This window comes from Peterkaempfera bronchialis (assembly GCF_003258605.2).
Taxonomy (GTDB): Bacteria; Actinomycetota; Actinomycetes; order Streptomycetales; family Streptomycetaceae; genus Peterkaempfera; species Peterkaempfera bronchialis.
This window is the reverse complement of the sequence record NZ_CP031264.1, coordinates 2,646,670-2,671,291: the sequence shown is the minus strand read 5'-3', so window position 1 is coordinate 2,671,291 and position 24,622 is coordinate 2,646,670. Positions and strand designations below refer to the sequence as shown.

The following is a 24,622-nucleotide window of genomic DNA, read 5'->3' as shown; positions in this document are numbered from 1 at the left end:
GCGTCCCAGTAGCATGGAGTATCGGTGCCCGGGCGGAGCCCTCGGCGTCCCGCAGTGGTTCGGTGTCTCTTGCGCCCCCGAGCAGCCCCGTGCAGGTGCCGGTGCGAGCGGGCGGGCGGGCAGGAGCCGGATGACCTCCCTTCCTTCCGCCACATCCGAAGAGATCGCGTCCACCTCCGCACATCGGATCGGTCCGGCCCACCACGGGAAGGTATTCATGTCCTCCAACGCCGCCGGCGTACCCGAGAAGTTCGCCATGCTCGGGCTCACCTACGACGACGTCCTGCTGCTCCCGGGCGCCTCCGAGGTGCTGCCGAACCAGGTCGACACCTCGTCCCGGATCAGCCGGAACGTCCACGTCAACGTCCCGCTGCTCTCCGCCGCCATGGACAAGGTCACCGAGTCCCGGATGGCCATCGCCATGGCCCGCCAGGGCGGCGTCGGCGTGCTGCACCGCAATCTCTCGGTCGAGGACCAGGTCAACCAGGTCGACCTGGTGAAGCGCTCCGAGTCGGGCATGGTGACCGACCCGATCACCGTGCTGCCGGACGCCACCCTGGCCGACGCCGACGCGCTCTGCGCCAAGTTCCGGATCAGCGGTGTGCCGGTGACCGACACGGCGGGGAAGCTGCTGGGCATCGTCACCAACCGTGACATGGCCTTTGAGTCGGACCGCAGCCGCCAGGTCCGCGAGGTCATGACCCCGATGCCGCTGATCACCGGAAAGGTGGGCATCTCCGGTGAGGACGCCATCGGGCTGCTGCGCCGCCACAAGATCGAGAAGCTGCCGCTGGTGGACGACGACGGCCGGCTCAAGGGCCTGATCACCGTCAAGGACTTCGTCAAGGCCGAGCAGTACCCCAACGCCGCCAAGGACGCCGAGGGCCGTCTGATCGTCGGTGCCGCGGTGGGCGTCGGCGACGCCGCCTACGAGCGGGCGCTGGCGCTGGTCGACGCCGGGGTGGACTTCCTGGTCATCGACAGCGCGCACGGCCACAGCCGGGGCATCCTCGACATGGTCGCCAAGGTCAAGGCCAACATCCGGGTCGATGTGGTGGCCGGCAACGTCGCCACCCGCGACGGCGCCCAGGCGCTGATCGACGCGGGCGCGGACGGCATCAAGGTCGGCGTGGGCCCGGGCTCCATCTGCACCACCCGGGTGGTCGCCGGTGTCGGCGTGCCGCAGGTCACCGCGATCTACGAGGCCGCGCAGGCGGCGGGCGCGGCCGGTGTCCCGGTGATCGGCGACGGCGGCCTCCAGTACTCCGGGGACATCGCCAAGGCCATCGCGGCCGGTGCCGACACGGTGATGCTGGGGAGCCTGCTGGCGGGCTGCGAGGAGTCGCCCGGCGAGCTGCTCTTCATCAACGGCAAGCAGTTCAAGTCGTACCGGGGGATGGGCTCGCTGGGCGCGATGCAGGGGCGCGGCCAGGGCAGGTCCTACTCCAAGGACCGCTACTTCCAGGACAATGTGCTCTCCGAGGACAAGCTGGTCCCCGAGGGCATCGAGGGCCAGGTCCCCTACCGCGGCCCGCTGGCCTCCGTGGTCCACCAGCTGATCGGCGGGCTGCGCTCCTCCATGGGCTATGCCGGCGCTGCGGACATCGCGGGGCTCAAGGAGAAGGGCCGGTTCGTCCGGATCACTGCGGCGGGCCTCAAGGAGAGCCACCCGCACGACATCCAGATGACCGTCGAGGCGCCCAACTACCAGGGTCGCTGAGCGCGGCGGGGGCGCGGCGAAACGTGGCGCGGGGCACCGACCGGATTCCGGTCGGTGCCCCGCCCTTTTGCGTCATTCGCCATCGGTCCGCATGATCGGCGCGCTAAGGTGCCTGCGGGCGCATGGATCTTCACCTAGGCCACCGGAATCGCCTGCCGGTGCGGGTGGTGACCACGATATGGGGGAAATGCGTTCGCCTGATGGTGTTGTTGTATGATCCGACCGCAGTCGCCACGGCCGACCGGCCGTCGGCGGCGACGCAGGGATCCGCCATGGATAGGGGAGGCGGCTCTGCGTACGGGGGAGTTGGAGTACGGGGGATTCATCGCGGGCGCTGTCATGGGGGCGTTCCGCATTCCAGACGCGTAGGCACGGTGTGCGCCGGCGTACGCGTATATGCCTAGGGGGGCATCCATGGGTCGAACGACCCGTTTTGCCGCAGCCTGTGCAGCAGTCGGCCTGGTGGTCGCGCTGGCACCGGCGGCGGTCGCTCAGGCCGGCGCGGTACAGCAGAGAATCGATCTGCGGCTGCTGGTGGTCGACGACGGCGGACCGGCCACCGCCGCCATCGCCGACGAGTTGGACAGTGCGGGTACGCCCTACACCCGGGTGGACCTGAACGCCGGGAACCGGCCGACGATCAACGCGGCCTTCCTCAGCGACACGGTCAGCGGACAGCCCAGGGCCAAGTACCAGGCCGTGGTGCTGCCCAATGACAACCCGTTCGGCGCCGGCTCGGCGGAGATGGCCGCGCTGGCCGCCTTCGAGAGCACCTTCGGCATCCGGCAGGTCGACGCCTACACCTACTCGCGGCCCGACGTCGGCCTCAACTGGGCGCAGGACCCGGGGTACATCGGCTCCCTGGACGGGGTGGCCGCGCAGGTCACCGCCGCCGGGACGAGCGGTCCGTTCGGATACCTCAAGGGCGCCGTGCCGTTCGAGGACAACGACCCGACGGTGAGCGAGAGTTACGGCTACCTGGCGACCCCGCTGGCCCCGCAGCCGTCCGGCGCGACCTTCACCACCTATGTGGACGCGCCCATCCCCGGCACCTCGGCGCGTGGCTCGCTGGTGGGCGAGTACGCCCACGACGGGCGCCGCGAACTGGTCGTCAGCTTTGTCTACAACAGCTACCAGCAGCAGTTCCGGCTGCTGGCGCGGGGCATCGTGGAGTGGGCGACCCAGGGCATCCACCTGGGGGCGGACCGCAACTACTTCGCCGTGCACATCGACGACCTCTTCCTGGCGGACGACCGCTGGAGCACCACGCTCAAGTGCACGCCCGGCGATGTCACCTGCCCGCCCGGCAGCAACCCGGCGACCGACCCGATCCGGATGACCACCGCCGACGAGCAGTACGCCAAGCAGTGGTCCGGCCAGCACGGCTTCACGCTGGACTTCGCCTACAACGGCGGCGGCAGCGAGGACTTCAAGGCGGAGAACGGCGGCAGCGACCCGCTGGCCCACCAGTTCATCACCGACCAGGCGTCCTTCCGCTGGCTCAACCACACCTACACCCACCAGTTCCTGGGCTGCGTCCAGGACGTCACGGTGGTGCCGTGGCGATGCTCCAAGGACTCCGCCAACAAGACCGTCTGGACCAGCCAGGCGGACATCACCTCGCAGATCAACGACAACCTGACCTGGGCGGCCACCAACGGGCTGACCGTGGACAGGTCGGTGCTGGTCACCGGCGAGCACTCCGGCCTGGTGAGCAACCCCCAGCAGCCGACCGACAACCCCTACCTGGCGCCCGCGCTGGCGGCCACCGGGGTCGCCTGGACGGCCAGCGACGCCTCCCGCGAGCCGCAGCAGCGCACCCTGGGTTCGACCCGGACCGTGCCGCGCCACCCGATCAACATCTTCTACAACGCCGGCCGGGTCGAGGAGGAGGTGGACGAGTACAACTGGATCTACACCAGCCAGGCCCAGGGCGGCAGCGGGTCCTGCGAGGGTTCCGCCGTCTCCACCTGCCTGCCGGCGCCGCTCGACACCACCACCGGCTACCAGGACTACATCGTGCCGCTGGAGGCCCGGATCGACCTCGGGCATGTGCTGGCCAACGACCCCCGGCCGCACTTCATCCACCAGTCCAACCTGGCCGAGGACCGGATCGCCTACCCGCTGCTGGAGCGGGTCCTCGGTGACTACAACAACCTGTTCACCACCGGCGCACCGGTGGTGAACCCCAGTCAGAAGGAGGCCGGGGTCGAGCTCCAGCGGCGTGCCGCCTGGTCCTCGGCGGTCACCTCCGGCCGGGTCACCGCGTACCGGGTCGGCAACACCGTCACCATCAGCGCCCCCTCCGGCGTCTATGTGCCCGCCACCGTGCCGACCGGCACCGTGCAGCGGCTGGTGGTCGGTACCACCGCCTTCGGCAGCGGCTACGCCGGGCTGCGGTCCGGCTGGACCCTGCCGGGCTCCCTGCAGACCAGCGTGACCCTGGTGCTCGACACGGCAGGCACCCCGGCGGCGCAGCAGAGCAGCGCCGTGGCCGCCACCACGTCGACCCCGGCGCCGCGCAGCCAGCCGGTGCCCAGCGGCGTCCGCACCCCGGTCCCGGCGGGCCCGGGCGACCACGACCGGGCCGGCAAGGCCAGGCTCGCCAAGCGCGGCGCCGCCCGGGTCGGCACCGCCGCGCCGCACGCCGCCGCGCACCACGCGGCCAAGCGGTAGCAGCCGCAGCTCCGTACCCGGCCTCTCCGCAGGCCGAGGGGCGGCCGGAGCCGGGACGGACGGGTGCACTGCCCGTCCGCCCCGGCCCCCGGCCCGCCCTGCCACGTGCACACACCTCCTCACGGCACCGCAAGCGCGACCCCACGGCCCCGCTGCACCCACGGCCCGCACCACCCCACGGGGGAGTCACAGAACGCCATGAACAGACCTCTGCATGGCCTCGGCAGCGCCACGCCTCCGGCAGTCGTCGCCGGGACCGGACCCGTCACCATGCTCAGCGAGGGCACCTATCCGCACAGCCACGGCGGCGTCAGCGTCTGGTGCGACCAACTCGTCCAGGGCATGCCCGAGATCGACTTCCGGGTGATCGCGGTGACCGGCACCGGCCGGGAGGCGCTCGCCTGGGACCTCCCGGACAACGTCACCCGGGTGACCGCCGTCCCGCTCTGGGGACCGCCCCCGGCCGACCGGGCTCCCCGGGGGAGGCTGCTGCGCCGCCTGCTCTCCAGCTATGAGCGGTTCCTGCTCTCCCTGCTCGACCCGGCCCATGAGTCGCACTTCGGCACCGAGCTGTACGAACTGGCGGCCCACGCCCGCGCGGGCGTGCTCGGCCCCGCGCTGCGCTCCGAGGACGCGCTGCGCACCCTGACCGCCACCTGGATCCGGCCCGGCACCGCGACCGCCGCCTCCCGGCCGACCCTGCACGACGCGCTGACCGCCACCGACCTGCTGGAGCACGCGCTGCGCCCGCTGGTGGCCGAACCCCCGGCGGAAGGGGTCACCCATGCCGTCAGCGGCGGCCTGGCGGCGCTGCCCGGACTGGTCGCCAACCAGCTGCACGGCACGCCCTTCCTGCTCACCGAGCACGGCATCTACCTGCGGGAACGCTATCTGGGCTATGGCGGCGGCGACAGCCGCTGGCCGGTCAAGGCGCTGCTGCTCGGCTTCTACCGGATGCTGGCGGCGGAGAGCTACCGGCGGGCCGCGCTGGTCACCCCGGGCAACCGGTACAACCGGCGCTGGGAGGAGCGCGGCGGCACCCCGGCGGACCGCATCCGCACCGTCTACAACGGCGTCGACCCGATGGCCTTCCCGCCCGCCGGGCCGGAGCCCGAGGTGCCGACCCTCAGCTGGGCCGGCCGGGTGGACCCGATCAAGGACCTGGAGACGCTGATCCGCGCCTTCGCCGTGGTCCGCACCGAGATCCCCGAGGCCAGGCTGCGGATCTTCGGCGGAGTGCCGCGCGGCGGCGAGGCGTACCGGGAGAGCTGCGAGGCGCTGGCGGCGCGGCTGGGGGTCGCGGACGGCGTGGTCTTCGAGGGCCGGGTGGAGGACATCCGGGACGCCTACGCCGCCGGGAACGTGGTCATGCTCTCCAGCATCAGCGAGGGGTTCCCGTTCACCCTGATCGAGGCCATGTCCTGCGGCCGGGCCACCGTCTCCACCGATGTCGGCGGGGTACGGGAGGCGGTCGGCGACGCCGGACTGGTGGTGCCGCCCCGGGAGCCGGAGGCGATGGGACGCGCGGCGCTGGAGCTGCTGCGCGACCCGGCCCGCCGCGCCTGGCTGGGGGAGCGGGCGCGGCTGCGGATCATCGAGCAGTTCACCCTCCGTCAGACCATCGACGGCTTCCGCGAGATCTACCACGAGCTGCTGTCCCCCCGGGACCGGCAGCCGGTGGCCGAGGACGGCGCGGCGGCTGCGTCCGGCTGGTGGGGGCGGCCCGACCCGGGGGCGCTGGCGGCGGGCGGTGACCGGTGAGCGGCTCACTGCGGCTGGTACCGGACGACCCGGAGCCGTCGCCCGACGAGACGCTGGCGCTGCGGATACCGAGGAACCTGCTCCGGCACCGCGAGGCGCCGCCGCCGGGGATCCCCGCCCAGCCCGCTGACCAGCAGCCAGGTGACCAGCAGCCCGGCGGGCCGGGCCGGCCCGGACACCAGCACCCCCGGCACGAGGACACCCTGGCGCTGCGTGTGGTCCGTGCGCACCCGCGCCATGAGGAGACGCTGGCGCTGCGCGTCATCCGGGCGCCCGGCCGTCCCCAGTGGGCCCCCGAGGACCCGCTGGACGAGCTGGCCGAGCGGCTGGCCGAGGTGTGCGCCGCCGCCGTGCACCCGTATGAGATCGCGGCGGTGCTGGAGGCCGCCGGGCTGACCGATGAGCAGGCCGCCCTGCGCTATGGGCGCCCGGACTCCTTCGCGCTCGCCGAGGACCTCTTCCAGCGGGTGCAGCGCAGCTACCCCGAGCCCAAGGCGCCGGCCGTCGACCCCTGGCGGGGCAGCCTCTGGCACTGCCTGCTGCGCGGGCTGGTCTTCGCGCTGCCGGGGCTGGCCTATCTGCTCGCCGCGCCGCTGCTGGGCTCCCGCTCCTACTCGGGCGGCGCCGACCCCGGCACCCTGGCGCTGGCCTCCTCGGTCCTGGTCGGCTGGTCCTGGAACCAGGCCCTGTCGCACCGCGCCTACAGCTGGCTGGGCCTCGGCGCGCGGGCCGAGGCGGCCGGCTGCCTGGGGGTCGGCGCGCTGCTCGGCGCCCTGCTGGGCGCCGCCGCCGCCGCGCCCTGGGGGGCGCCGGGCGCGGTGGTCGCCTTCGCCGCCGGCCAGTCGGCGTACCTGTCCGCCGCGACGGTGCTGATGGTGCTCGGGCGGCAGCGGTATCTGCTGGTCGCCATCGCGCCCACCGCCGCCGGGGCGGGCGTGACGCTGCTGGTCGACCTCTCCCCGGCGCAGCGCGGCTGGACCCTGGCCTGCTCACTGGCGGTGGCGGTGGCGCTGGCCGCCGGCCGGGTGCTCCGCAGCCGCCGTACCGGGCGCTCGCCGGCCGCCGTACCGGCCGCCCGGTCGGCCTCGCTGCCGCATGGGCTGTTCGGGCTGGCCGTCGGCGTGCTGGTGCTGCTCGCCTCGCTGGGCGATGTGTGGCACTTCGGTGCCGGAGGCGCCGTCAACGGCCCGTCGGCGGTGGCACTGACGCTCAGCATGGGCGCGGCCGAGTGGCTGCTGTACCGTTTCCGCAGCCGCTCCCTGGCGGGCCTCCGGGTCAGCCGCACCACCTCGGAGTTCCTGGCCCGCACCGGCCGAACGCTGATCGTCACCCTGGGCGGCTACCTGGCCGCGCTGGCCCTGGTGGGCTATGCCGCCGCGCTGCTCTGGCCGAACGCGCCGCTGCTCGACGGGCTGCGGCTGCCCGCCCTGCTGCTGCTGGGAGCGGTGCTCTGGACCGCCCTGCTGCTCCAGGCGTTCGGCGCCGCCTGGCCCCCCGCCGCCGTCTGCGCCGCCGCCGCCGTCGCCGAGACGGCGGCCATGGTCGGGCACCTGGCCGACCCCGCCGTGCTGCAACTCGCCGTCTGCGGCGGCGCCGCGCTGCTCCTGGTGGCGACCGCCCAGGCCCAGCTGAGCCGGGTCACCGCACACCGCTGACCCGCCGACCTGCCGACCTGCTGACTTGCCGACCTGCTGACTTGCCGACCCACCGACCTGCTGACTTGCCGACCTGCCGAGAAAGGCCGTTCATGACGACCGCCACCACCGGAACCCCGCAGACCGTCGCCGTCACCGGCGCGGAGGGTTTCATCGGCTCGCACCTCGTGGAGGCGCTGGTCGCCCGCGGGCACCGGGTGCGCGCCATGGTCCAGTACAACTCCTTCTCCTCCTTCGGCTGGCTGGAGACCCTGCCCGCCGACGTGCTGGAGAGCGTCGAGATCGTGCTCGGCGACGTCCGCGACCCGGGCTCGGTGACCGGCCTGGTCAAGGGCACCGAGGCGGTCTACCACCTCGCCGCGCTGATCGCGATCCCGTACTCCTACCAGGCGCCGCACTCCTATGTGGAGACCAATGTCACCGGCACCCTGAACGTCCTGGAGGCGGTGCGGCACCTGGAGATCCCCCGGCTGGTGCACACCTCCACCAGTGAGACCTACGGGACCGCGCAAACCGTGCCGATCACCGAGGACCACCCGATCTGCACCCAGTCCCCGTACGCCGCCTCCAAGGCGGGCGGCGACCGGCTGGCGGACAGCTACCACGCCAGCTTCCGGACCCCGGTGGTCACGCTCCGCCCGTTCAACACCTTCGGGCCCCGGCAGTCGATGCGGGCGGTGATCCCCACCGTGATCGGCCAACTGGCCGCCGGGCAGCGCACCATCACCCTCGGGGACCTGCGGCCCACCCGCGACTTCATGTTCGTCAAGGACACCGCCGAAGCCTTCGCCACCGTCGGTACCGCGCCCGCCGAGCAGGTCGTCGGCCGCACCTTCAACGCCGGTACCGGCGGCGAGATCTCGGTGGGCGACCTGGTCGCGCTGGTCGGCAAGCTGATGGAGACCGAGGTGGAGGTCCGCGAGGACACCGACCGCATCCGCCCGGCCGCCTCCGAGGTGATGCGCCTGGTCTGCGACGCCTCCCGGCTGCGCGCCGCCACCGGCTGGGCACCCGCCCACTCCCTGGAGGAGGGGCTGCTGCGGACCATCGCGTTCTTCCGCGACCCGGCGAACCTGGCCCGCTACAAGACCGACCTGTACAACGTCTGACGAACGATCAGGAGGGGGACTCCAGATGCACGCAGTGATTCTCGCCGGGGGCAAGGGAGTGCGGCTGCGCCCGTACACCACCGCGCTGCCCAAGCCGCTGGTCCCGATCGGCGACCAGCACGCGATCCTGGAGATCGTGATGCGGCAGCTCGCCGCAGCCGGATTCACCACCTGCACCCTGGCCATCGGCCATCTGGGGCACATCATCCGCGCCTACGTCGGCAATGGCTCGCAGTGGGGGCTGCGGGTCGGCTACTCCGTCGAGGACAGCCCGCTGGGCACCATGGGACCGCTGCTCACCATGCTGGACCGGCTGCCCGAGCACTTCCTGGTGATGAACGGCGACATCCTCACCGACCTGGACTACGGCGCGGTGCTGCGCCACCACAGCGAGTCCGGCGCCCCGCTGACCATCGCCACCTACGCCCGCAAGGTCGCCATCGACTTCGGCGTGCTCACCACCACCGAGGGCCGGGTCACCGGCTTCGCCGAGAAGCCCAGCATGGACTACCGGGTCTCGATGGGCGTCTACGGCCTCTCCCGGGAGACCCTCGCCCGCTACACCCCCGGCCTGCCGCTGGGCTTCGACAACCTGGTGCTGGACCTGCTGGACGCCGGAAACCCGCCCTCCGCCTACGAGTTCGACGGCTACTGGCTGGACATCGGCCGCCCGGACGACTACGACCGGGCCAACGCCGAGTTCTCCGGCAACCGCGATCTGCTGCTCCGGGGGGCGTGACCGGATGCGCATCCTGCTGCTGGGGGCCACCGGCTACCTGGGCGCCCACACCGCCCGCCGGCTGCGCGCCCTGCCCGGCGCGCAGCTGGTCACCGGCGGTCGCGCGGCCGGGGCCGGGCTGCGGATCGACCTGGCGACGGCCGACCCCGCCGACCTCGGCGCCGCCCTGCGGCGGCTGCGCCCCGACACCGTGGTCAACTGCGCCGGGGCGGTGGGCGGCGGCGCCGTACGGCTGACCGGGCTCAACGCCCGTGGCCCCGCCGTGCTCTGCGCCGCCCTGCGGGAGGCGGCGCCGCACGCCCGGCTGGTGCACCTGGGCTCGGCGGCCGAGTACGGCGCCTGCCCGCGCGGCACCTCGCTGGACGAGTCCGCCGCCGTCCGGCCGGTCGGCCTCTACGGCGCCACCAAGCTGGCCGGCACCCTGGCCGTCGCCGACTCCCCGCTGGACGCCGTGGTGCTGCGGGTCTTCAACCCGGTCGGCCCGGGTGCCCCCGCCGACTCGCTGCCCGGGCGGCTGGTGGACGAGCTGCGCCGCGTCGGGTCCCATGGCGTGGTCCGGGTGGGGGACCTCTCCGCGCACCGGGACTTCGTGGACGTCCGCGACATCGCCCGCGCGGTGGCGCTCGCCGCCGTGCACCCCACCGCGCTGCCCCGGGTGCTGAACATCGCCGGCGGCGCCGCGCGGCCGGTCCGGGAGGTCGCCACCGGGCTGGCGGCGGTGGCCGGCTTCCGCGGCCGGATCGACGAGGGCGGGGCCGGTTCCGAGCGCTCGGCCGCCGTCTCCTGGCAGCAGGCCGACATCGGCGCCGCCGCACGGGCGCTGGGCTGGCGGCCGGGCATCCCGCTGGCCGACTCGCTGGCCGACCTCTGGTCCGGCCGTCCCGTCGCGGAGTCGGCGGCGTGACGGAGCGGACGGCGGGCCTGCTGGTGCCGATGTATGTCCATCCGGCGGTGGACCGCGAGGGCTGGCGCGTGCTGGCCAGGTCCGCCGACCGGCTGTACGGGGTGGTGCTCAATGTCGCGGACGGCCCCGGCACGGCCCCCGACCCGGCCTTCGCCGAGGTCGCCGGGGAGCTGCGGGAGGCCGGGGTGCGGCTGCTCGGCTATGTGGACACCGGCTATGGGCTCCGCCCGCATGCCGCCGTGGTGGAGGATCTGCTCCGGTACCGGGACTGGTACGGGACCGCCGGGGTCTACTTCGACCAGGTGGGCGCCGAGCCCGAGCTGCTGCCGTACCAGCGGCGGCTCACCGTGGCGGCCCGGGCGCTGGGGTGCGGTACCACCGTGCTCGGGCATGGCACCCATCCGGACCCCGGCTATGCCGATCCGGACCTGGCCGAGCTGCTGGTCACCTTCGAGGGGAGCTGGGAGACATATCTGGAGACCGGGGTGGAGCGGTGGACCGCCGACCATCCGGCGGACCTCTTCTGCCATCTGGTGCACGGGGTGCCGACCGGCCGGGGCGGGCTGGCCGCCCGTACCGCCCGGCTGCGGGGGGCGGGCGTCCACTGCGCCGTGCCGGGCAGCGGGTCCAACCCCTGGCAGGAGCTGCCGGAGGCGCTGCGGGAACCGGTCGGCGCGGCCCTGGGGAGACTCCGGTGAGCCGCGTGCTGGCCGCCGCCGCCGTGCTGGCCCTGGTCGCCGTGGCGGGCTGCGGCAGCGCCGACGGGGGACGGGCCACGGACGCGGGGCGGGCCCCGTCCGGCGGGCCCACCGGCGGCGCGGCCGCCCGCCCGAGCGGCGGCCCCAGCGACGAGGCCACCAGCGCCGCCCCCACCGCCGATAGCCCCAGCCATGGCCCGGCCACGCCGGGGCACCCCTCGGCCGGTCCCGGCCGGACCCGCGCCCCGGCGCCCGTCCCGTCCGGCACCGCTGCCACCGCCGGTACCGCCGCCGGCGCCGCCGGGCCGTCCCGCCCGGCCGGACGCTGGCAGCCGCGTCCGGGCACCTCCTGGCAGTGGCAGCTGGGCGGCCGGATCGACCTCGACGTGGACGCGCAGGTCTACGACATCGACGGCTTCGAGAACGACGCCGCCACCGTCGCGGCGCTGCACGCCCGGGGCCGCAAGGTGATCTGCTACATCAACGTCGGAGCCTGGGAGGACTACCGGCCGGACGCGGACGCCTTCCCCGCGTCCGTCCGGGGCAACGGCAACGGCTGGGAGGGCGAGCGGACCCTGGACATCCGCCGCACCGACGTGCTGCTGCCGATCATGGCCAAGCGCTTCGACATGTGCCGGGCGAAGGGCTTCGACGCCGTGGAGCCGGACCTGGTGGAGAACCACCACGAGAAGAGCGGCTTCCCGCTCACCGCCGCCCAGCAGCTCGCCTACAACCGGGCGATTGCCGCGCTGGCCCACCAGCGGGGCCTGGCCGTCGGCCTGAAGAACGACCTCGACCAGATCCCGCAGCTGGTCGGCGTCTTCGACTTCGCGGTGAACGAGCAGTGCGCCGAGTACGACGAGTGCGACCGGCTGGTCCCCTTCGTCAGCGCGGGCAAGGCGGTCTTCAACGCCGAGTACAACGTGCCGCCGGAGCGCTTCTGCGCGGACAGCCGGCGGCTGGGCATCAGCGCCATGGCCAAACGCCTTGAACTGGGCGCCTGGCGGCAGCCGTGCTGACCTCGGCGGCAGCCGGGTGCTGCCGGTCCCGGGTTCTCCGGGATACTGGACTAGGCCGAGGTCGCTGCCGCGCTGCGGTACGCCCGAGGCCACGATGATCACCAGGCGGCGGAAGGGCTGGACGTGACCGAGATCGAGATCGGGCGGGGCAAGCGGGGGCGGCGGGCGTACGCCTTCGACGACATCGCCGTCGTACCGAGCCGGCGCACCCGGGACCCCAAGGAGGTCTCGATCGCCTGGCAGATCGACGCCTACCGCTTTGAGCTGCCCTTCCTCGCCGCCCCGATGGACAGCGTGGTCTCGCCCGCGCAGGCCATCGCCATCGGCCGCCTCGGCGGCCTGGGGGTGCTCAACCTCGAAGGCCTCTGGACCCGGTACGAGGACCCCGAGCCGCTGCTGGCCGAGGTCGCCGAGCTGACCGACGAGCGGGCCGCCACCCGGCGCCTCCAGGAGATCTACACCGAGCCGATCAAGCCGGAGCTGATCGGCCGGCGGATCAAGGAGGTGCGCGACTCCGGAGTGGTCACCGCCGCCGCGCTCTCCCCGCAGCGCACCGCCGAGTTCTCCAAGGCGGTCGTGGACGCGGGCGTCGACGTCTTTGTGATCCGGGGCACCACGGTCTCCGCCGAGCATGTCTCCGGCGCGGCCGAGCCGCTCAACCTCAAGCAGTTCATCTATGAACTCGACGTACCGGTGATCGTCGGCGGCTGCGCCACCTACACCGCCGCCCTGCACCTGATGCGCACCGGCGCCGCCGGTGTGCTGGTCGGCTTCGGCGGCGGCGCCGCCCACACCACCCGCAATGTGCTGGGCATCCAGGTCCCGATGGCCACCGCCGTCGCCGATGTCGCCGCGGCCCGCCGCGACTACATGGACGAGTCCGGTGGCCGTTATGTCCACGTCATCGCGGATGGCGGCGTCGGCTACAGCGGCGACCTGGCCAAGGCCGTGGCCTGCGGCGCGGACGCGGTGATGATCGGCGCCGCACTGGCCCGCGCCACCGACGCACCCGGCCGGGGCAACCACTGGGGCATGGAGGCCGTCCACGAGGAGCTGCCGCGCGGCAAGCGGGTCCACCTGGGCACCGTGGGCACCACCGAGGAGATCCTGCTCGGCCCCTCCCACACCCCCGACGGCACCATGAACCTCTTCGGCGCGCTGCGCCGGGCGATGGCCACCACCGGCTACTCGGAGCTCAAGGAGTTCCAGCGGGTGGAGGTCACCGTCTCCCCGCAGACCGGCCGCCGCTGACCCACGGCCCGACCGAGGGGCCCGGGACCCGCCGCAGCGGCAGGTCCCGGGCCCCTTCGGCTGTCCGCCGGCCGTCTGCGGCGGTGTCAGCCGCGCTCGCCGAGCCGCCTGGCGAAGATATAGCCCTCAAGCCCGGCGATGCCGAAGAACAAGAGGTCCATCAAGCTGAGCTCGTCCTTCCAGGTGTCGTACAGCGCACCCGGGTGGTCCAGCACGATGGTCGACAGCGACACCCCGAGCTCATGCTCGACCAGCAGCGCAAGGCCGAAGAGCTGCCCGAGGAAGACGCCGAGCAGGGCGATCGGCACCCCGAGGATCGGCAGCGTCTGGCTGCGCCCGCCGACCTTGCCGAGCGCGGCGCCGACCAGCGCGCCCACCGCGAGCGCGGCATAGCCGATCTCACGCTCGGTGAAGCGGATGATCCCGCCGTAGACGGCGGCGCCGACCAGGGCGGCGGCGAGAGCGGCCAGGATGCCCAGACCGGCCCGGGACGCGGTGGGCGACGTCGGTGCGGGCGCCTGGAGGTACGGCGACGGCGGAGGCAGCGGGGCGCCGACCGTGCCGGGCGGCGGCCCCGGCACGTCGGCGAGGTCGGCCGTGGGCGTGGTGGGTGCGGCGGGTGCGGCTGCCGCGGTGTCGGGCTCGCCGACGGCGTCGGGCGTGGGCGTGGCCATGGAGATCCCCCGAGGTGAGAGTGGAACGAAGAGCACGGCGGAGCCGCCTCCGGACCGGCCGGAAGGCGGGAGTGCCCTGTGGGAACGGGCCGGAACGCTAGCAGCGCCGGACCCGGGTGCGACACCGTGTTTCGGTGACGGACTGGCAACGACGTGGCGCTCCCTGCCGGGAATCGCCCGGTACCGAACGGTTGGGCCGCCGACGGCAGTCGGACGGCGGGAACCAATGAGCCGAGGCGCACGTCCTTGCACGTGTGCGCGCACGGGGCACGTCTGTCCGCCTGCCTCCGAACGGAGCGAGGGGCCGACTGTGGGACCGACGGGTGTTCAGGGGATGATGGACGCTCGGGCGGCCGGGGGCGCGGGGGAACACGCGGACACCGGTCCACCCGGCCTCCGGTCCTGAGCCGCGCGGTCCGTGCGGCCTGGGCCGACGCACCATCATGTCGACTGGCACCACTAGGGGATCGCATCCATGACCCAGGCGCAGGGCTCCACCGGCCGACTCCTCGCCGGCCGCTACCGGTTGGACTCGGTGCTCGGGCGCGGCGGCATGGGCACCGTGTGGCGTGCCGAGGACGAGATGCTCGGACGCGTCGTCGCGGTCAAGGAGCTGCGCTTCCACGGCGGCGTGGACGAGGAGGAGAAGCGCCGCCTGATCACCCGCACCCTGCGCGAGGCCAAGGCCACCGCCCGGATCCGCCACGCAGCCGCCGTCACCGTCTTCGACGTGGTCGACGAGGACGACCGGCCGTGGATCGTGATGGAGCTGGTCGAGTCGCGCTCCCTGTCGGACGTCATCAAGCAGGACGGCCCGCTGAAGCCCGAGCGCGCCGCCGAGATCGGCCTCGACCTGCTGGGAGTGCTGCGCGCCGCGCACAGCCACGGCATCCTGCACCGCGACGTCAAGCCGTCCAATGTGCTGATCGGCGACGACGGCCGGGTGGTGCTCACCGACTTCGGCATCGCCAGCGTGGAGGGCGACCCGTCGGTCACCTCCACCGGCATGCTGGTCGGAGCCCCCTCCTACATCTCGCCCGAGCGGGCGCGCGGCCAGAAGCCCGGCCCGCCCGCCGACCTGTGGTCCTTCGGCGCGACGCTCTACGCCATGGTCGAGGGCCGACCGCCGTACGACCGGGGCTCGGCCATCTCCACCCTGACCGCCGTGATGACCGAGGACCTGAAGACCCCGCACAACGCCGGGCCGCTGGCCCCGGTGATCGAGGGGCTGCTGCTCAAGGACCCCGACGAGCGGCTGGACGAGTCCACCACCCGGACGATGCTGCGCCGGATCGTCGCCGAGGCGGGGAAGCGGGCCGAGGCCACCACCCGGCAGGTCGCCGAGGTCGGGGAGACCAAGGTGCTCCCGGTGACCGGGGCCGACGACCCCAAGCCTGCCGAGGACAAGGCTGGCTCCGTGCCACCGCAGGGGGCGGCGCCGGGCAAGCGGCAGAAGCCGGAGAAGGCCGAGACGCCGGAGAAGGCCGAGAAGGCCGAGCTGTCGGCGGACGCTGAGGCGGAGTCCCCGGCGGAGGGTTCGGCAGGCTCCGCGCGGCGCGGTGCCGGGGTGCTGGGCGGCCTGCTGGGCACGGTCCGGGTCGGCAGCCGTACGGCGCAGCCGGAGTCGGCGGAGTCGGCGGAGGCGGCCGAGGCCGACGCGGACGGAGCGCAGGGCGCGGTGCCTGCGGCCCGTACGTCGGCCGGGACCGAGCCGGTGGAGTCCAAGGCCGAGGCACCCGAGACCAAGCCATCCCCGGCGCCGAAACCGGCAACGCCCAAGACAGCCAAGACAGCCAAGACGGCCAAGACGCCCAAGGCAGCCAAGACCGCCGCCGCCGCGACCTCGCCGTCCGAGAGCGCCGATGCACCGGCCACCGCCGTGCTCCCGGCCGCCGAGACCGCCGCCCCCGCCGCCGCCCCTGCGAGCGCGCCCGGGGCCGCTCCGGCCTGGCCCGGCGGCGGCACCGTGTACGGGGGCGGTCCGGGCCGGCGCCTACAGGAGTGGCGCTCCCAGCCGCCCGCCGAGCGCAACCCCTCCCCGCGCGCCCTGCTGGTCTACGCCGCCGCCCTGGTGGTGCTGGTGGCAGCCGTGGTGCTCGGCGTACGGGCCATGTCGGGCTCCGACGGGTCGGACACCCGGGCCTCGGGCGGCCGTCCCGGCAACCTCGCCCCGAAGTCGTCCGAGTCCTCCACCACGACCACCCCGTCCGACTCGGCTCCGACCCCCTCGGCACCGACCGGCTCCTCCGGCCAGGCATCCGCCCCGCCCGCCGCCCCGGTCGGCCCCGGCCCCGTCACCTCGCCCACGTCGGGGACCGGCGAGGACCCCGACCACCACGGCGGCTCCGACGACCAGGGCGACGACCAGGGCGACGACCACGGCGGCGTCCCCGACGGCAGCGGCAAGGGCACGGGCACCGGCGGCGTCCCCGACGGCTTCACCACCTACACCAGCAGCGCCGAGGGCTTCTCCATCCAGGTGCCCAAGGGCATGAGGTACACGGGGCAGGGCAAGGACGGCGGCGTGCAACTGGAGTACAAGGACTGGGTGCTGATCGTGCATCAGCGCGACGACGCCTCCGACGACGTGGTCGCCGACTGGCGGACGATGGAGCAGCAGGCGCACTCCGGCTGGCCGTTCTACCACCGGATCGGCGACATCCACAGGGCGGACTTCCGGGGCTGGCAGGCCGCCGACTGGGAGTGGACCTACAACCGGGACCCGGCGCTCAAGCACAGCCTCAGCAGGGCCTTCGTGGTGGACAAGAAGCACGCGTACTCCATCCGGTGGACCACCCCCGAGGACCAGTGGAACAGCGCCGAGGCCAAGCAGGCACGTGACGTGGCCTTCGCCACCTTCCAGGCCCAGGACTGACCCGGCGTCACCCGCTGCCCCGGCGCCGCGCCGCCGGGGCGGGTGAGGCCGGTGACGTCACGGCCGGGACGTACGCTGGGCCCCGGAGGAGGGCCATTGCCACCGGTGTCGGGACGGCTGTTGGCCGGGCGCTACCGGCTGACCGGCCGCCCGGCGGAGTCCGGCGTGTCGTGGCGCGGCGAGGCGGTCGACTCGGTCACCGGGCTGCCGGTGCTGCTGGAGGCGACCCCGCTGCCCGAGGTGGTCGGCGCCGAGCTGCTGGACGACGGCCTGGACACGGTCTACGGACTGCCGCCCGAGGAGGGCGCGGAGCAGCCCGAGTCCGCAGCCGCCGCCCATGCGGTGCGGCGGGCGACCCGGGCGGCCGAGGCGGCGCCGGCGCACCCCCGGCTGGTCCAGGACTACGAGGCGTTCGAGCAGGACGGCCGGCTGTGGGTGGCCGGGGAGCGGCTGCCCGGGGTGCCGCTCGCCCGGCTGCTGGAGCGCGGCCCGCTGCCGCTCTACCGGGCCGCCGAGATCGCCGGGGATCTGCTGGGCGCGCTGCGCGCGGTGCACTCCGCCGGGCTGGTACACGGCAACATCACCCCCGAGACCGTGCTGATCTGCGAGGACGGCACCGCCATGCTGGGCGGGCTGGGTACGGGTGCCGCGCAGCAGGCGCTCTGCGACGGCCCGGACGGCGGGCCGCCGGGCCCCGGCTGGACCCTGGCCCGGCTGCGGGCCCGGGACGTCCGGGCCGCGCTGGCCGGGCCGTGCGCCGAGCGGTGGGCGCCGGAGCAGGTCGGCCCGGCGGGCGGTGACCGGGTGCCGCTTCCCCGGCAGCCGCTGCCGGGGGAGCCGGTCGGCCCGGCTGCCGACTGCTGGGCGGTCGGGGTACTGCTCTTCCGGATGCTCACCGGCCGGGCGCCCTTTCCGGAGGAGGATGTCGGGGTCCTCTTCGACGCCGTACGGGCCAGGCGGCAGGCGTCCGCCAAGGCATGCGGTCCGCTGCGCCCGCTGGTGGAGGAGCTGCTGCACCCGGACCCGGCGGCCCGGCCCGACCCCGCACTGGTGCGGCGGCGGCTGGCGGAGCTGCTGGCCCGCGCGCCGGAGCCGTACGACCCGGATGCGTCGGGTGTCGCCGCGCTGCTGCCCGCCGTCCGTCCGGCCGGGGCGGTGGAGCGGCGCCGCCGGGGTGGCGCTCCGGTCCCGCACCCCGACCATCCGCATGGGCCGCCCCGGCATGCGCGCCCGGGGCTGCTGCGTCCCGGGCTGCTGCGTCCTGGGCTGCTGCGTCCTGGGCTGTTGGGGCCGCTGTTGGTGGGCGGTCTGATGCTGGTGGTGCTGCTGGTGCTGCTGATGACGGTCCTGCTGGCGGGGTGACGTTCCGTCCGGATGGGAATTCGGGGGTTTTCCTGCCGAGTCACGACCGGGTCACACGGGCGGGGGCGGGATGTGCGGGGCCCGGATGGGCGCCTAACCTGTCTCCAGTACATGTTCGACCAGTGCATGTTCCACCAGTGCGTGGTCGAGTGCTGCATGTTCGAGTGGTGAGCAGTGGCGCGCGCCGGGACCGGACCCGGGCGTTGGGCGACGGGGGTCGTTGTGCGGCGCCGCACCAGCTGCCGGTGCGGCGGGACGCAGACGAGGGGGAGCACGGATATGGGCGCGCAGGACGGTTCCGTACCGGGCGCTGCCGCGACTGCGGGCGGCACCGGCGGACAGAACGAGGGACACCGCGAGGGGCCCGGCGAGGGACGTGGCGGGAGAGCCGCCGAAGGGGGCACCGGCGGCGGGGCGCCGCCCCAGGGCCCGCGCGACGGTCGGCTGCTGGCCGGGCGGTATCTGCTCGGCGAGCGGCTGGGCCGTGGCGGCATGGGCACGGTGTGGCGGGCCGAGGACCGGATGCTGGACCGCGAGGTCGCGGTCAAGGAACTCAGCGTCCGCCACCTCCCCGAGGAGGATCTGGCGATCCTCCAGTCGCGGATGAAGCAGGAGGCCCGCGCCGCCGCCCGGATCAAGCACTCCGGTGTGATCACCATCCATGACGTCCTGGAGCAGGACGGCCGCCCCTGGATCGTCATGGAGCTGATCGACGGCCGCTCGCTGGCCGATGTGATCTCCCAGGAGGGCACCCTGCTGCCCCGCGACGCGGCCAGGGTCGGCGCCCAGGTGCTGGCAGCGCTGCACCGGGGACACCAGGTCGGCGTGCTGCACCGCGACGTCAAGCCCGCCAATGTGCTGCTGGAGCGCGGCACCGGCCGGGTGGTCCTCACCGACTTCGGCATCGCCACCTTCGAGGGCTCCTCGGCGCTCACCCGCCCCGGCGACCTGGTCGGCTCGCCCGACTACCTCGCCCCCGAGCGGGCGCAGGGCCACCGGCCCGGCCCGGAGTCCGACCTGTGGGCGCTCGGCGCCACCCTGTACACGGCGGTGGAGGGCGACTCGCCGTTCCGCCGGGGTTCGCCGCTCTCCACGCTGGCCGCTGTGGTGGGCGATCCGCTGCCCGAGCCGCGCTGCGCCGGGGCGCTCACGCCGGTGCTGCGGGCGCTGCTGGAGAAGGACCCGCACGCCCGGCCGAGCGCCGACGAGGCGATGCGGATGCTGGAGGGCGTCGCGGCCGGCCACACCATGGACATCACGGCGGCGCCACCGTCGGCGCAGCGCACCCCGACGCAGGTGGTGCCGGTGGTGGACCGCATCGACAGCGCCGTCTCCGCGCCGGGCGCCGTCCCGCCGCCCCAGCCCACCGCCCTCGAAGCAGTGCCGCCGACCGCCGGGACGCACTCCGCCGGGACGCACTCCGCCGGTGCCCACTCCGCCGTTACGGTCCGCCGGGCCGGGCGTCCGAGGGTCCCGCTGCTGGTCGCGGCCGCTCTGGTGGCCGCGCTGCTCGGCGGCGGCGCCGCATATGTGGCCCTGAACCACGGGAAGGCCGACGCCGCCGAGGGCGCGAGCGGCCAGGGCCACCGGTCCTCCTCGCCGTCCCTGTCCCCGTCCGCGCCGTCGCGGAGCCCCGGCGACTCGCCGGGCGGCCAGGACGGTACCGCCCCCGACGGCTACAGCTGGACGGACGACCCGGGCGGCTTCCGCTTTCTGCTGCCCAGCGGTGGTGACACCTGGGTACGCACCACCGACCAGGGCCAGATCGACTACAGCCCGGACGGCAAGAAGCACTATCTGCGCTTCTCGGTGATCACCGGCCAGACCAGCACCCCGCTGGCGCATGCGCAGGCCATGGAGCAGGCCGTCGAGCAGTCGCCGAGCTATGCGCGGTTGCAGATGGTCTCCAACAAGTACAAGGGCCACCCGGGCGCCGTCTGGGAGTTCACCTATGACGCCAGCACCGGTCCCCGCCATGTGATCGAGCAGCTGTACCGGGCCGACGGCACCGAGTACGCCATCTACCTCGACTACCCGGAGCCCGACTGGCGGACCGGCGAGCAGCGCTTCTACACCGTGCGCAACAGCTTCGCCCCGACCGGCGACTGACCCCGCCACCGCGCGACCGGCCCCCGCCACCGCGTGACCGGCCCCCGCCGCGCGGTGGTCGCCGCCCGTCCGGCGGACCCCGGGACCGATCGCCGCCACGCGCGTACGGTGGAAGTGAGGCCGGATGCGGCCCGCCCGCTCCGGTGCCGCGCCGCCCACGTGCTCCGGGAGGAGGCCGTCATGGCCGTCACGGACCGGCTGCCGCAGCAGCCCCAGCAGGTGGACGCCGTGGTCGTCGGGATGGGGCCGGGCGGTGAGGAGGTCGCCGGGCGGCTGGCCGACGCCGGGCTGGACGTGGTCGGCGTGGATGAGCGGCTGCTGGGCGGCGAGTGCCCGTACTGGGGCTGCATCCCCTCCAAGATCATGGTGCGGGCGGCCGGGCTGGTAGCCGAGGCCCACCGCATCCCGGGCACGGCCGGAACCGCCATGGTGCACCCGGACTGGCGGCCGGTCGCCCGCCGGGTGCGGGAGGCCACCGACGACTGGAACGACAAGGCTGCCGTCGACCGCTTCACCTCCCGGGGCGGCCGGTTCCTGCGCGGCCGGGGCAGGCTGACCGCGCCCGGAGAGGTCACCGTGGGGGGCATGGACGGCGGGGAGACCGTGCTGCGGCCACGCCGGGCCGTGGTGCTCGCGGTCGGTTCGGAGCCTTCCGTGCCACCGGTGCCGGGGCTGGCCTGCACCCCGTACTGGACCAATCGGGAGATGGTCGAGGCGGCGGAGCTGCCAGAGTCGCTGCTGGTGCTGGGCGGCGGCGCGGTGGGGCTGGAGTTCGGGCAGGTCGTGCAGCGGTTCGGCACGGCGGTGACGGTGCTGGAGGTGGCGCCCCGGCTGCTCGGACATGAGGAGCCGGAGGTCGACGAGGTGCTGATGCGCGCCCTGACCAGCGACGGCGTGGAGGTGTACACCGGTGCCGAGCCGGCGTCGGTGTCCTACGACGGCGGGCGGTTCACCGTGGAGTGCGCACGCGGGGAGCGGCTGACGGCGGAGCGGCTGCTGGTGGCCGCCGGGCGGCGGGTGGACCTGACGCGGTTGGGCGCTGGGGTGCTGGAGGTGGACGACACCGCGCCCGCGCTGCCGGTCGACGCCCGGATGCGGGTGCCCGGTCAGGACCCGGGCGGCCCGGGGGTCTGGGCGGTCGGCGATGTGACGGGCCATGGGGCGTTCACCCATATGGCGATGTACCAGGCCGATGTGGCGGTACGGGCGATCCTCGGCCGGGGCGGCCCGCAGGCCGAGTACCACGCGGTGCCCCGGGTCACCTTCACCGACCCGGAGATCGGCGCGGTCGGGCTGACCGAGGCTGAGGCGCGGCAGCGCGGGATCGCGGTGCGGATCGGCCGGGCCGACCTGGCGGCGACCGCCCGTGGCTTCATCCACGGGCCGGGCGGTGACGGCTTCGTCAAGCTGGTCGCCGACGCGGACGCCGGGGTGCTGGTGGGCGGCACGGTCGCGGGGCCGTACGGCGGCGAGGTGCTGGGGGTGCTCTCGGTCGCGGTGCGGGCCCGGCTGCCGGTCGCGGAGCTGGCGCAGACGATCTGGGCCTACCCCACCTTCCACCGGGCGATCGGCGACGCACTGCGCGAGCTGACCTGATCCGGCGACCGCGCCGGTTACCGGCGGGTATCCAAGCCGCTCGGCAGCGCCTACGCTTCGCGGTATGACCGGAATCGAACAGGGCAGCCAGAGCGGAACCGAGACGCCGAAGGCACCCCGGGGCGGCAACCCCACCGCGCCCGCCGGCGGCCGGACGGTCGCCGACGCGGTCACCCCCGACCTGGTCGCACGCCTCACCCGCGCCGTCACCGCCGGACCCGGAGCCGCCCGCGCCGCCACCCGGGCGCCCTTCACCGGCGAGGTGCTGGCCGAGCTGCCGCAGTCCACCCCCGCCGATGTCGCCGAGGCATACCGACGGGCCCGCGCCGCCCAGCGCGACTGGGCCGCCCTGCCGGTCCGCCGCCGCGCCGCCGTACTGCTCCGCTTCCACGACCTGCTGCTCCGTCGTCAGGACGAGGTCCTGGACGTCATCCAGGCCGAGACCGGCAAGGCCCGGGTGCACGCCTTCGAGGAGGTACTGGCGGTGGCCGGCGCCGCCCGCCACTACGGCCGCGCCGCCGACGGCTACCTCCGCGACCGCCGGCGCGGCGGCGCCGTACCGGTCCTCACCCACACCGTGGAGGCCCGCCGCCCCAAGGGCGTCATAGGCCAGATATCCCCCTGGAACTACCCGCTGGAGCTCTGCGCCGGTGATGCGCTGCCCGCCTTCGCGGCCGGCAACGCCGTGGTCAACAAGCCCGACACGCAGACCGCGCTCACCGCCCTCCGGGTCCGCGAACTCCTGGTCGAGGCCGGGCTGCCCCCCGAGGTGTGGCAGATCGTGATCGGCGACGGACCGGTGGTCGGGCCCGCCGTGGTCGACGGCGCCGACTATGTCTCCTTCACCGGCTCCACCCGCACCGGCCGCGAGGTCGCCCAGCGCGCCGCCGCCCGCCTGGTCGGCGCCTCCCTGGAACTCGGCGGCAAGAACGCCCTGCTGGTGCTGGCCGACGCCGACCTCGACCGGGCCGCCGAGGGCGCCGTACGGGCCTGCTTCTCCTCTGCCGGGCAGCTCTGCATCTCCATCGAGCGCCTCTATGTGCACCGCGCCGTCGCCGACGCCTTCCTGGACCGCTTCACCGCCCGGGTCGGCGCGATGCGCCTGGGCACCCGCCTCGCCTATGGCGCCGACATGGGGTCGCTGGTCTCCCGGCGCCAGCTGGAGACCGTCACCCGGCATGTGGACGAGGCCGTGCGGAACGGCGCCACCGTGCTCACCGGCGGACGCGCCCGGCCCGACCTCGGTCCGCTCTTCTACGAGCCCACCGTGCTCGACGGCGTGGACGACACCATGGCCGTCTGCACCGAGGAGACCTTCGGCCCGGTCGTCTCGGTCTACCGCTGCGACACCGAGGAGGAGGCCGTCGAGCGCGCCAACGCCACCCGCTACGGCCTCAACTCCAGTGTCTGGACCCGCGACACCCGCCGTGGCCGCGCCATCGCCGCCCGGCTGCGCACCGGCACCGTCAACGTCAATGAGGCATACGCCGCCGCCTATGGCTCCAGCGCCTCCCCCATGGGCGGCATGGGCGACTCCGGTCTCGGCCGCCGCCATGGCGCCGAGGGCATCCTCAGGTTCACCGAGGCCCAGACCATCGCCACCCAGCGGCTGCTGCCCATCGCCCCCTCGCTGGGCATGGACGACGAGCGGTTCGCCGCCTTCTTCACCCGGAGCCTCAGGGCCCTCAAGGCCCTCCGCCTCAAGTAGCCGCTGCACGTAGCCGCTGCACTTCGAGGGACGACACAGGCGGGACAGCAGGCAGGACACAGGCAAAGGGCCCCGCCGGTAGCGGGGCCCTTTGTCGTTCAGCACTCGGCGTCAGGGCAGCGCCGGTGCTGGGGGGCGGCGCCGGGGGAGGAGCGCCGCCCTGGGGGGGGGTTGGTTCCGGGGGTTGGTTCTGGGGGGTTGGTTCTGGGCGTGACGATCACGGAGCGTGAGGTGATAACCGTTGTCATCGCACGGGCCCAGCCTCGTCGGACCCGGCGGTCACCGCCCCCGCCGACGCGGTTGCGGTGAACCCCTCACCAGCATCGTGAGGGACCAGGAGGGGTCTGTGCAACCGGTTCGGCAGACTCCGCTGCGGCCGTTTCACCGCTGCGGGTGAGCGCGGACCCACGGGGTGGCGCGGCCTGGCGATTGTCACGCTCCGCAAAGGGCGCACAAGGGGGGCGCGCAAAATGGAAGTGTGCGCTGGTCGGGAGCGGTTGTGCGCCCCGCATACGGTCGGAGCGGCACTGTCGGCGGGGCGGCCGGCCCGGGCGTCCCCGGGACCGGCCGCCCTTCCTTTTCAGTCGTGACCGGGCCGCTGTCCCCTGCTTTCCGGTCACAGCACCTGCGCGGTGTCCCACGGCGCACGGCCCGGGCCCGACCGGCGCGAGCCGGTTGCGGGAGCGGGCCACGCGCCTCAACGCGCCGGTGGACTGGAAGTTCCACGCGTGGTCCTACGTGCCGTACTGGACGGCCCCGTGCGAGG

The 24,622-nt window shown here is 74.2% G+C and carries 16 protein-coding genes; 15 read left to right on the top strand and 1 reads right to left on the bottom strand.

The features are described from left to right. The first annotated feature begins 217 nt into the window (after positions 1-217). The 10 genes from guaB (at position 218) to C7M71_RS11555 (ending at position 13,532) form a co-directional block, all read left to right on the top strand. Complete coding sequence (gene guaB, locus C7M71_RS11600; protein WP_111491631.1) at positions 218-1,720, top strand: IMP dehydrogenase; 1,503 nt, start codon at positions 218-220, stop codon at positions 1,718-1,720. A 414-nt stretch (positions 1,721-2,134) separates the two neighbouring features. After that, positions 2,135-4,396, top strand: coding sequence for a hypothetical protein (locus C7M71_RS11595; protein ID WP_229758673.1), 2,262 nt, complete (start codon positions 2,135-2,137; stop codon positions 4,394-4,396). Positions 4,397-4,594: 198 nt separating this feature from the next. After that, a complete protein-coding gene (pelF, locus tag C7M71_RS11590; protein ID WP_111491627.1) occupies positions 4,595-6,157 on the top strand; it encodes a GT4 family glycosyltransferase PelF in 1,563 nt (520 codons plus the stop codon). Then, positions 6,154-7,812 carry a hypothetical protein gene (locus C7M71_RS11585; protein WP_229758672.1) on the top strand — a complete coding sequence of 553 codons (1,659 nt, stop codon included), beginning with the start codon at positions 6,154-6,156 and terminating at the stop codon, positions 7,810-7,812. Before pelF ends, C7M71_RS11585 begins: the two co-directional genes overlap by 4 nt. A 92-nt stretch (positions 7,813-7,904) precedes the next feature. Further along, entirely contained in the window at positions 7,905-8,921 is a 1,017-nt protein-coding gene (locus C7M71_RS11580; RefSeq protein WP_111495312.1) for an SDR family NAD(P)-dependent oxidoreductase, read from the top strand. Between the two features lie 25 nt (positions 8,922-8,946). Further along, positions 8,947-9,660: a nucleotidyltransferase family protein gene (locus C7M71_RS11575; RefSeq protein ID WP_111495314.1), complete on the top strand. Its 714-nt coding sequence runs from the start codon at positions 8,947-8,949 to the stop codon at positions 9,658-9,660. A 4-nt stretch (positions 9,661-9,664) separates the two neighbouring features. After that, positions 9,665-10,564 carry an NAD-dependent epimerase/dehydratase family protein gene (locus tag C7M71_RS11570; RefSeq protein WP_114914327.1) on the top strand — a complete coding sequence of 300 codons (900 nt, stop codon included), beginning with the start codon at positions 9,665-9,667 and terminating at the stop codon, positions 10,562-10,564. A gap of 29 nt (positions 10,565-10,593) precedes the next feature. Next, the gene (locus C7M71_RS11565; protein WP_111495587.1) at positions 10,594-11,262 is read left to right on the top strand and encodes a spherulation-specific family 4 protein; all 669 of its coding nucleotides are present in this window, start codon (positions 10,594-10,596) and stop codon (positions 11,260-11,262) included. Beyond that, the gene (locus tag C7M71_RS11560) at positions 11,259-12,281 is read left to right on the top strand and encodes an endo alpha-1,4 polygalactosaminidase (RefSeq protein ID WP_229758671.1); all 1,023 of its coding nucleotides are present in this window, start codon (positions 11,259-11,261) and stop codon (positions 12,279-12,281) included. The genes C7M71_RS11565 and C7M71_RS11560 overlap by 4 nt, the downstream gene beginning before the upstream one ends. Positions 12,282-12,404: 123 nt before the next feature. Further along, positions 12,405-13,532: a GuaB3 family IMP dehydrogenase-related protein gene (locus C7M71_RS11555; protein WP_111494318.1), complete on the top strand. Its 1,128-nt coding sequence runs from the start codon at positions 12,405-12,407 to the stop codon at positions 13,530-13,532. Positions 13,533-13,618: 86 nt separating this feature from the next. Here the strand turns inward: C7M71_RS11555 and C7M71_RS11550 are convergent, their stop codons facing one another. After that, positions 13,619-14,206 carry a hypothetical protein gene (locus tag C7M71_RS11550; protein ID WP_111494320.1) on the bottom strand — a complete coding sequence of 196 codons (588 nt, stop codon included), beginning with the start codon at positions 14,204-14,206 and terminating at the stop codon, positions 13,619-13,621. A gap of 475 nt (positions 14,207-14,681) precedes the next feature. Between C7M71_RS11550 and C7M71_RS11545 the strand changes: the two genes are divergently transcribed. The 5 genes from C7M71_RS11545 (at position 14,682) to C7M71_RS11525 (ending at position 23,856) form a co-directional block, all read left to right on the top strand. Continuing rightward, on the top strand, positions 14,682-17,081 hold the full coding sequence (locus C7M71_RS11545) for a serine/threonine-protein kinase (protein WP_111494322.1): 2,400 nt from the start codon (positions 14,682-14,684) through the stop codon (positions 17,079-17,081). 105 nt (positions 17,082-17,186) lie between these two features. Beyond that, complete coding sequence (locus tag C7M71_RS11540) at positions 17,187-18,443, top strand: protein kinase family protein (RefSeq protein ID WP_162824219.1); 1,257 nt, start codon at positions 17,187-17,189, stop codon at positions 18,441-18,443. 279 nt (positions 18,444-18,722) lie between these two features. Beyond that, positions 18,723-20,552, top strand: a complete 1,830-nt coding sequence (locus tag C7M71_RS11535; RefSeq protein WP_111493025.1) for a serine/threonine-protein kinase — start codon at positions 18,723-18,725, stop codon at positions 20,550-20,552. Between the two features lie 180 nt (positions 20,553-20,732). Beyond that, positions 20,733-22,148, top strand: a complete 1,416-nt coding sequence (locus C7M71_RS11530) for a dihydrolipoyl dehydrogenase family protein (RefSeq protein ID WP_111493024.1) — start codon at positions 20,733-20,735, stop codon at positions 22,146-22,148. A gap of 64 nt (positions 22,149-22,212) precedes the next feature. Further along, on the top strand, positions 22,213-23,856 hold the full coding sequence (locus C7M71_RS11525) for a succinic semialdehyde dehydrogenase (protein WP_111493023.1): 1,644 nt from the start codon (positions 22,213-22,215) through the stop codon (positions 23,854-23,856). The last annotated feature ends 766 nt before the right edge of the window (positions 23,857-24,622 follow it).

Excerpts from the sequence above, each read along its gene's own strand:
- guaB (WP_111491631.1), top strand. The coding sequence starts at position 218 with ATGTCCTCCAACGCCGCCGGCGTACCCGAGAAGTTCGCCATGCTCGGG.
- C7M71_RS11595 (WP_229758673.1), top strand. The coding sequence starts at position 2,135 with ATGGGTCGAACGACCCGTTTTGCCGCAGCCTGTGCAGCAGTCGGCCTG.
- pelF (WP_111491627.1), top strand. The coding sequence starts at position 4,595 with ATGAACAGACCTCTGCATGGCCTCGGCAGCGCCACGCCTCCGGCAGTC.
- C7M71_RS11580 (WP_111495312.1), top strand. The coding sequence starts at position 7,905 with ATGACGACCGCCACCACCGGAACCCCGCAGACCGTCGCCGTCACCGGC.
- C7M71_RS11575 (WP_111495314.1), top strand. The coding sequence starts at position 8,947 with ATGCACGCAGTGATTCTCGCCGGGGGCAAGGGAGTGCGGCTGCGCCCG.
- C7M71_RS11570 (WP_114914327.1), top strand. The coding sequence starts at position 9,665 with ATGCGCATCCTGCTGCTGGGGGCCACCGGCTACCTGGGCGCCCACACC.
- C7M71_RS11565 (WP_111495587.1), top strand. The coding sequence starts at position 10,594 with ATGTATGTCCATCCGGCGGTGGACCGCGAGGGCTGGCGCGTGCTGGCC.
- C7M71_RS11550 (WP_111494320.1), bottom strand. The coding sequence starts at position 14,206 with ATGGCCACGCCCACGCCCGACGCCGTCGGCGAGCCCGACACCGCGGCA.
- C7M71_RS11545 (WP_111494322.1), top strand. The coding sequence starts at position 14,682 with ATGACCCAGGCGCAGGGCTCCACCGGCCGACTCCTCGCCGGCCGCTAC.
- C7M71_RS11535 (WP_111493025.1), top strand. The coding sequence starts at position 18,723 with ATGGGCGCGCAGGACGGTTCCGTACCGGGCGCTGCCGCGACTGCGGGC.
- C7M71_RS11530 (WP_111493024.1), top strand. The coding sequence starts at position 20,733 with ATGGCCGTCACGGACCGGCTGCCGCAGCAGCCCCAGCAGGTGGACGCC.
- C7M71_RS11525 (WP_111493023.1), top strand. The coding sequence starts at position 22,213 with ATGACCGGAATCGAACAGGGCAGCCAGAGCGGAACCGAGACGCCGAAG.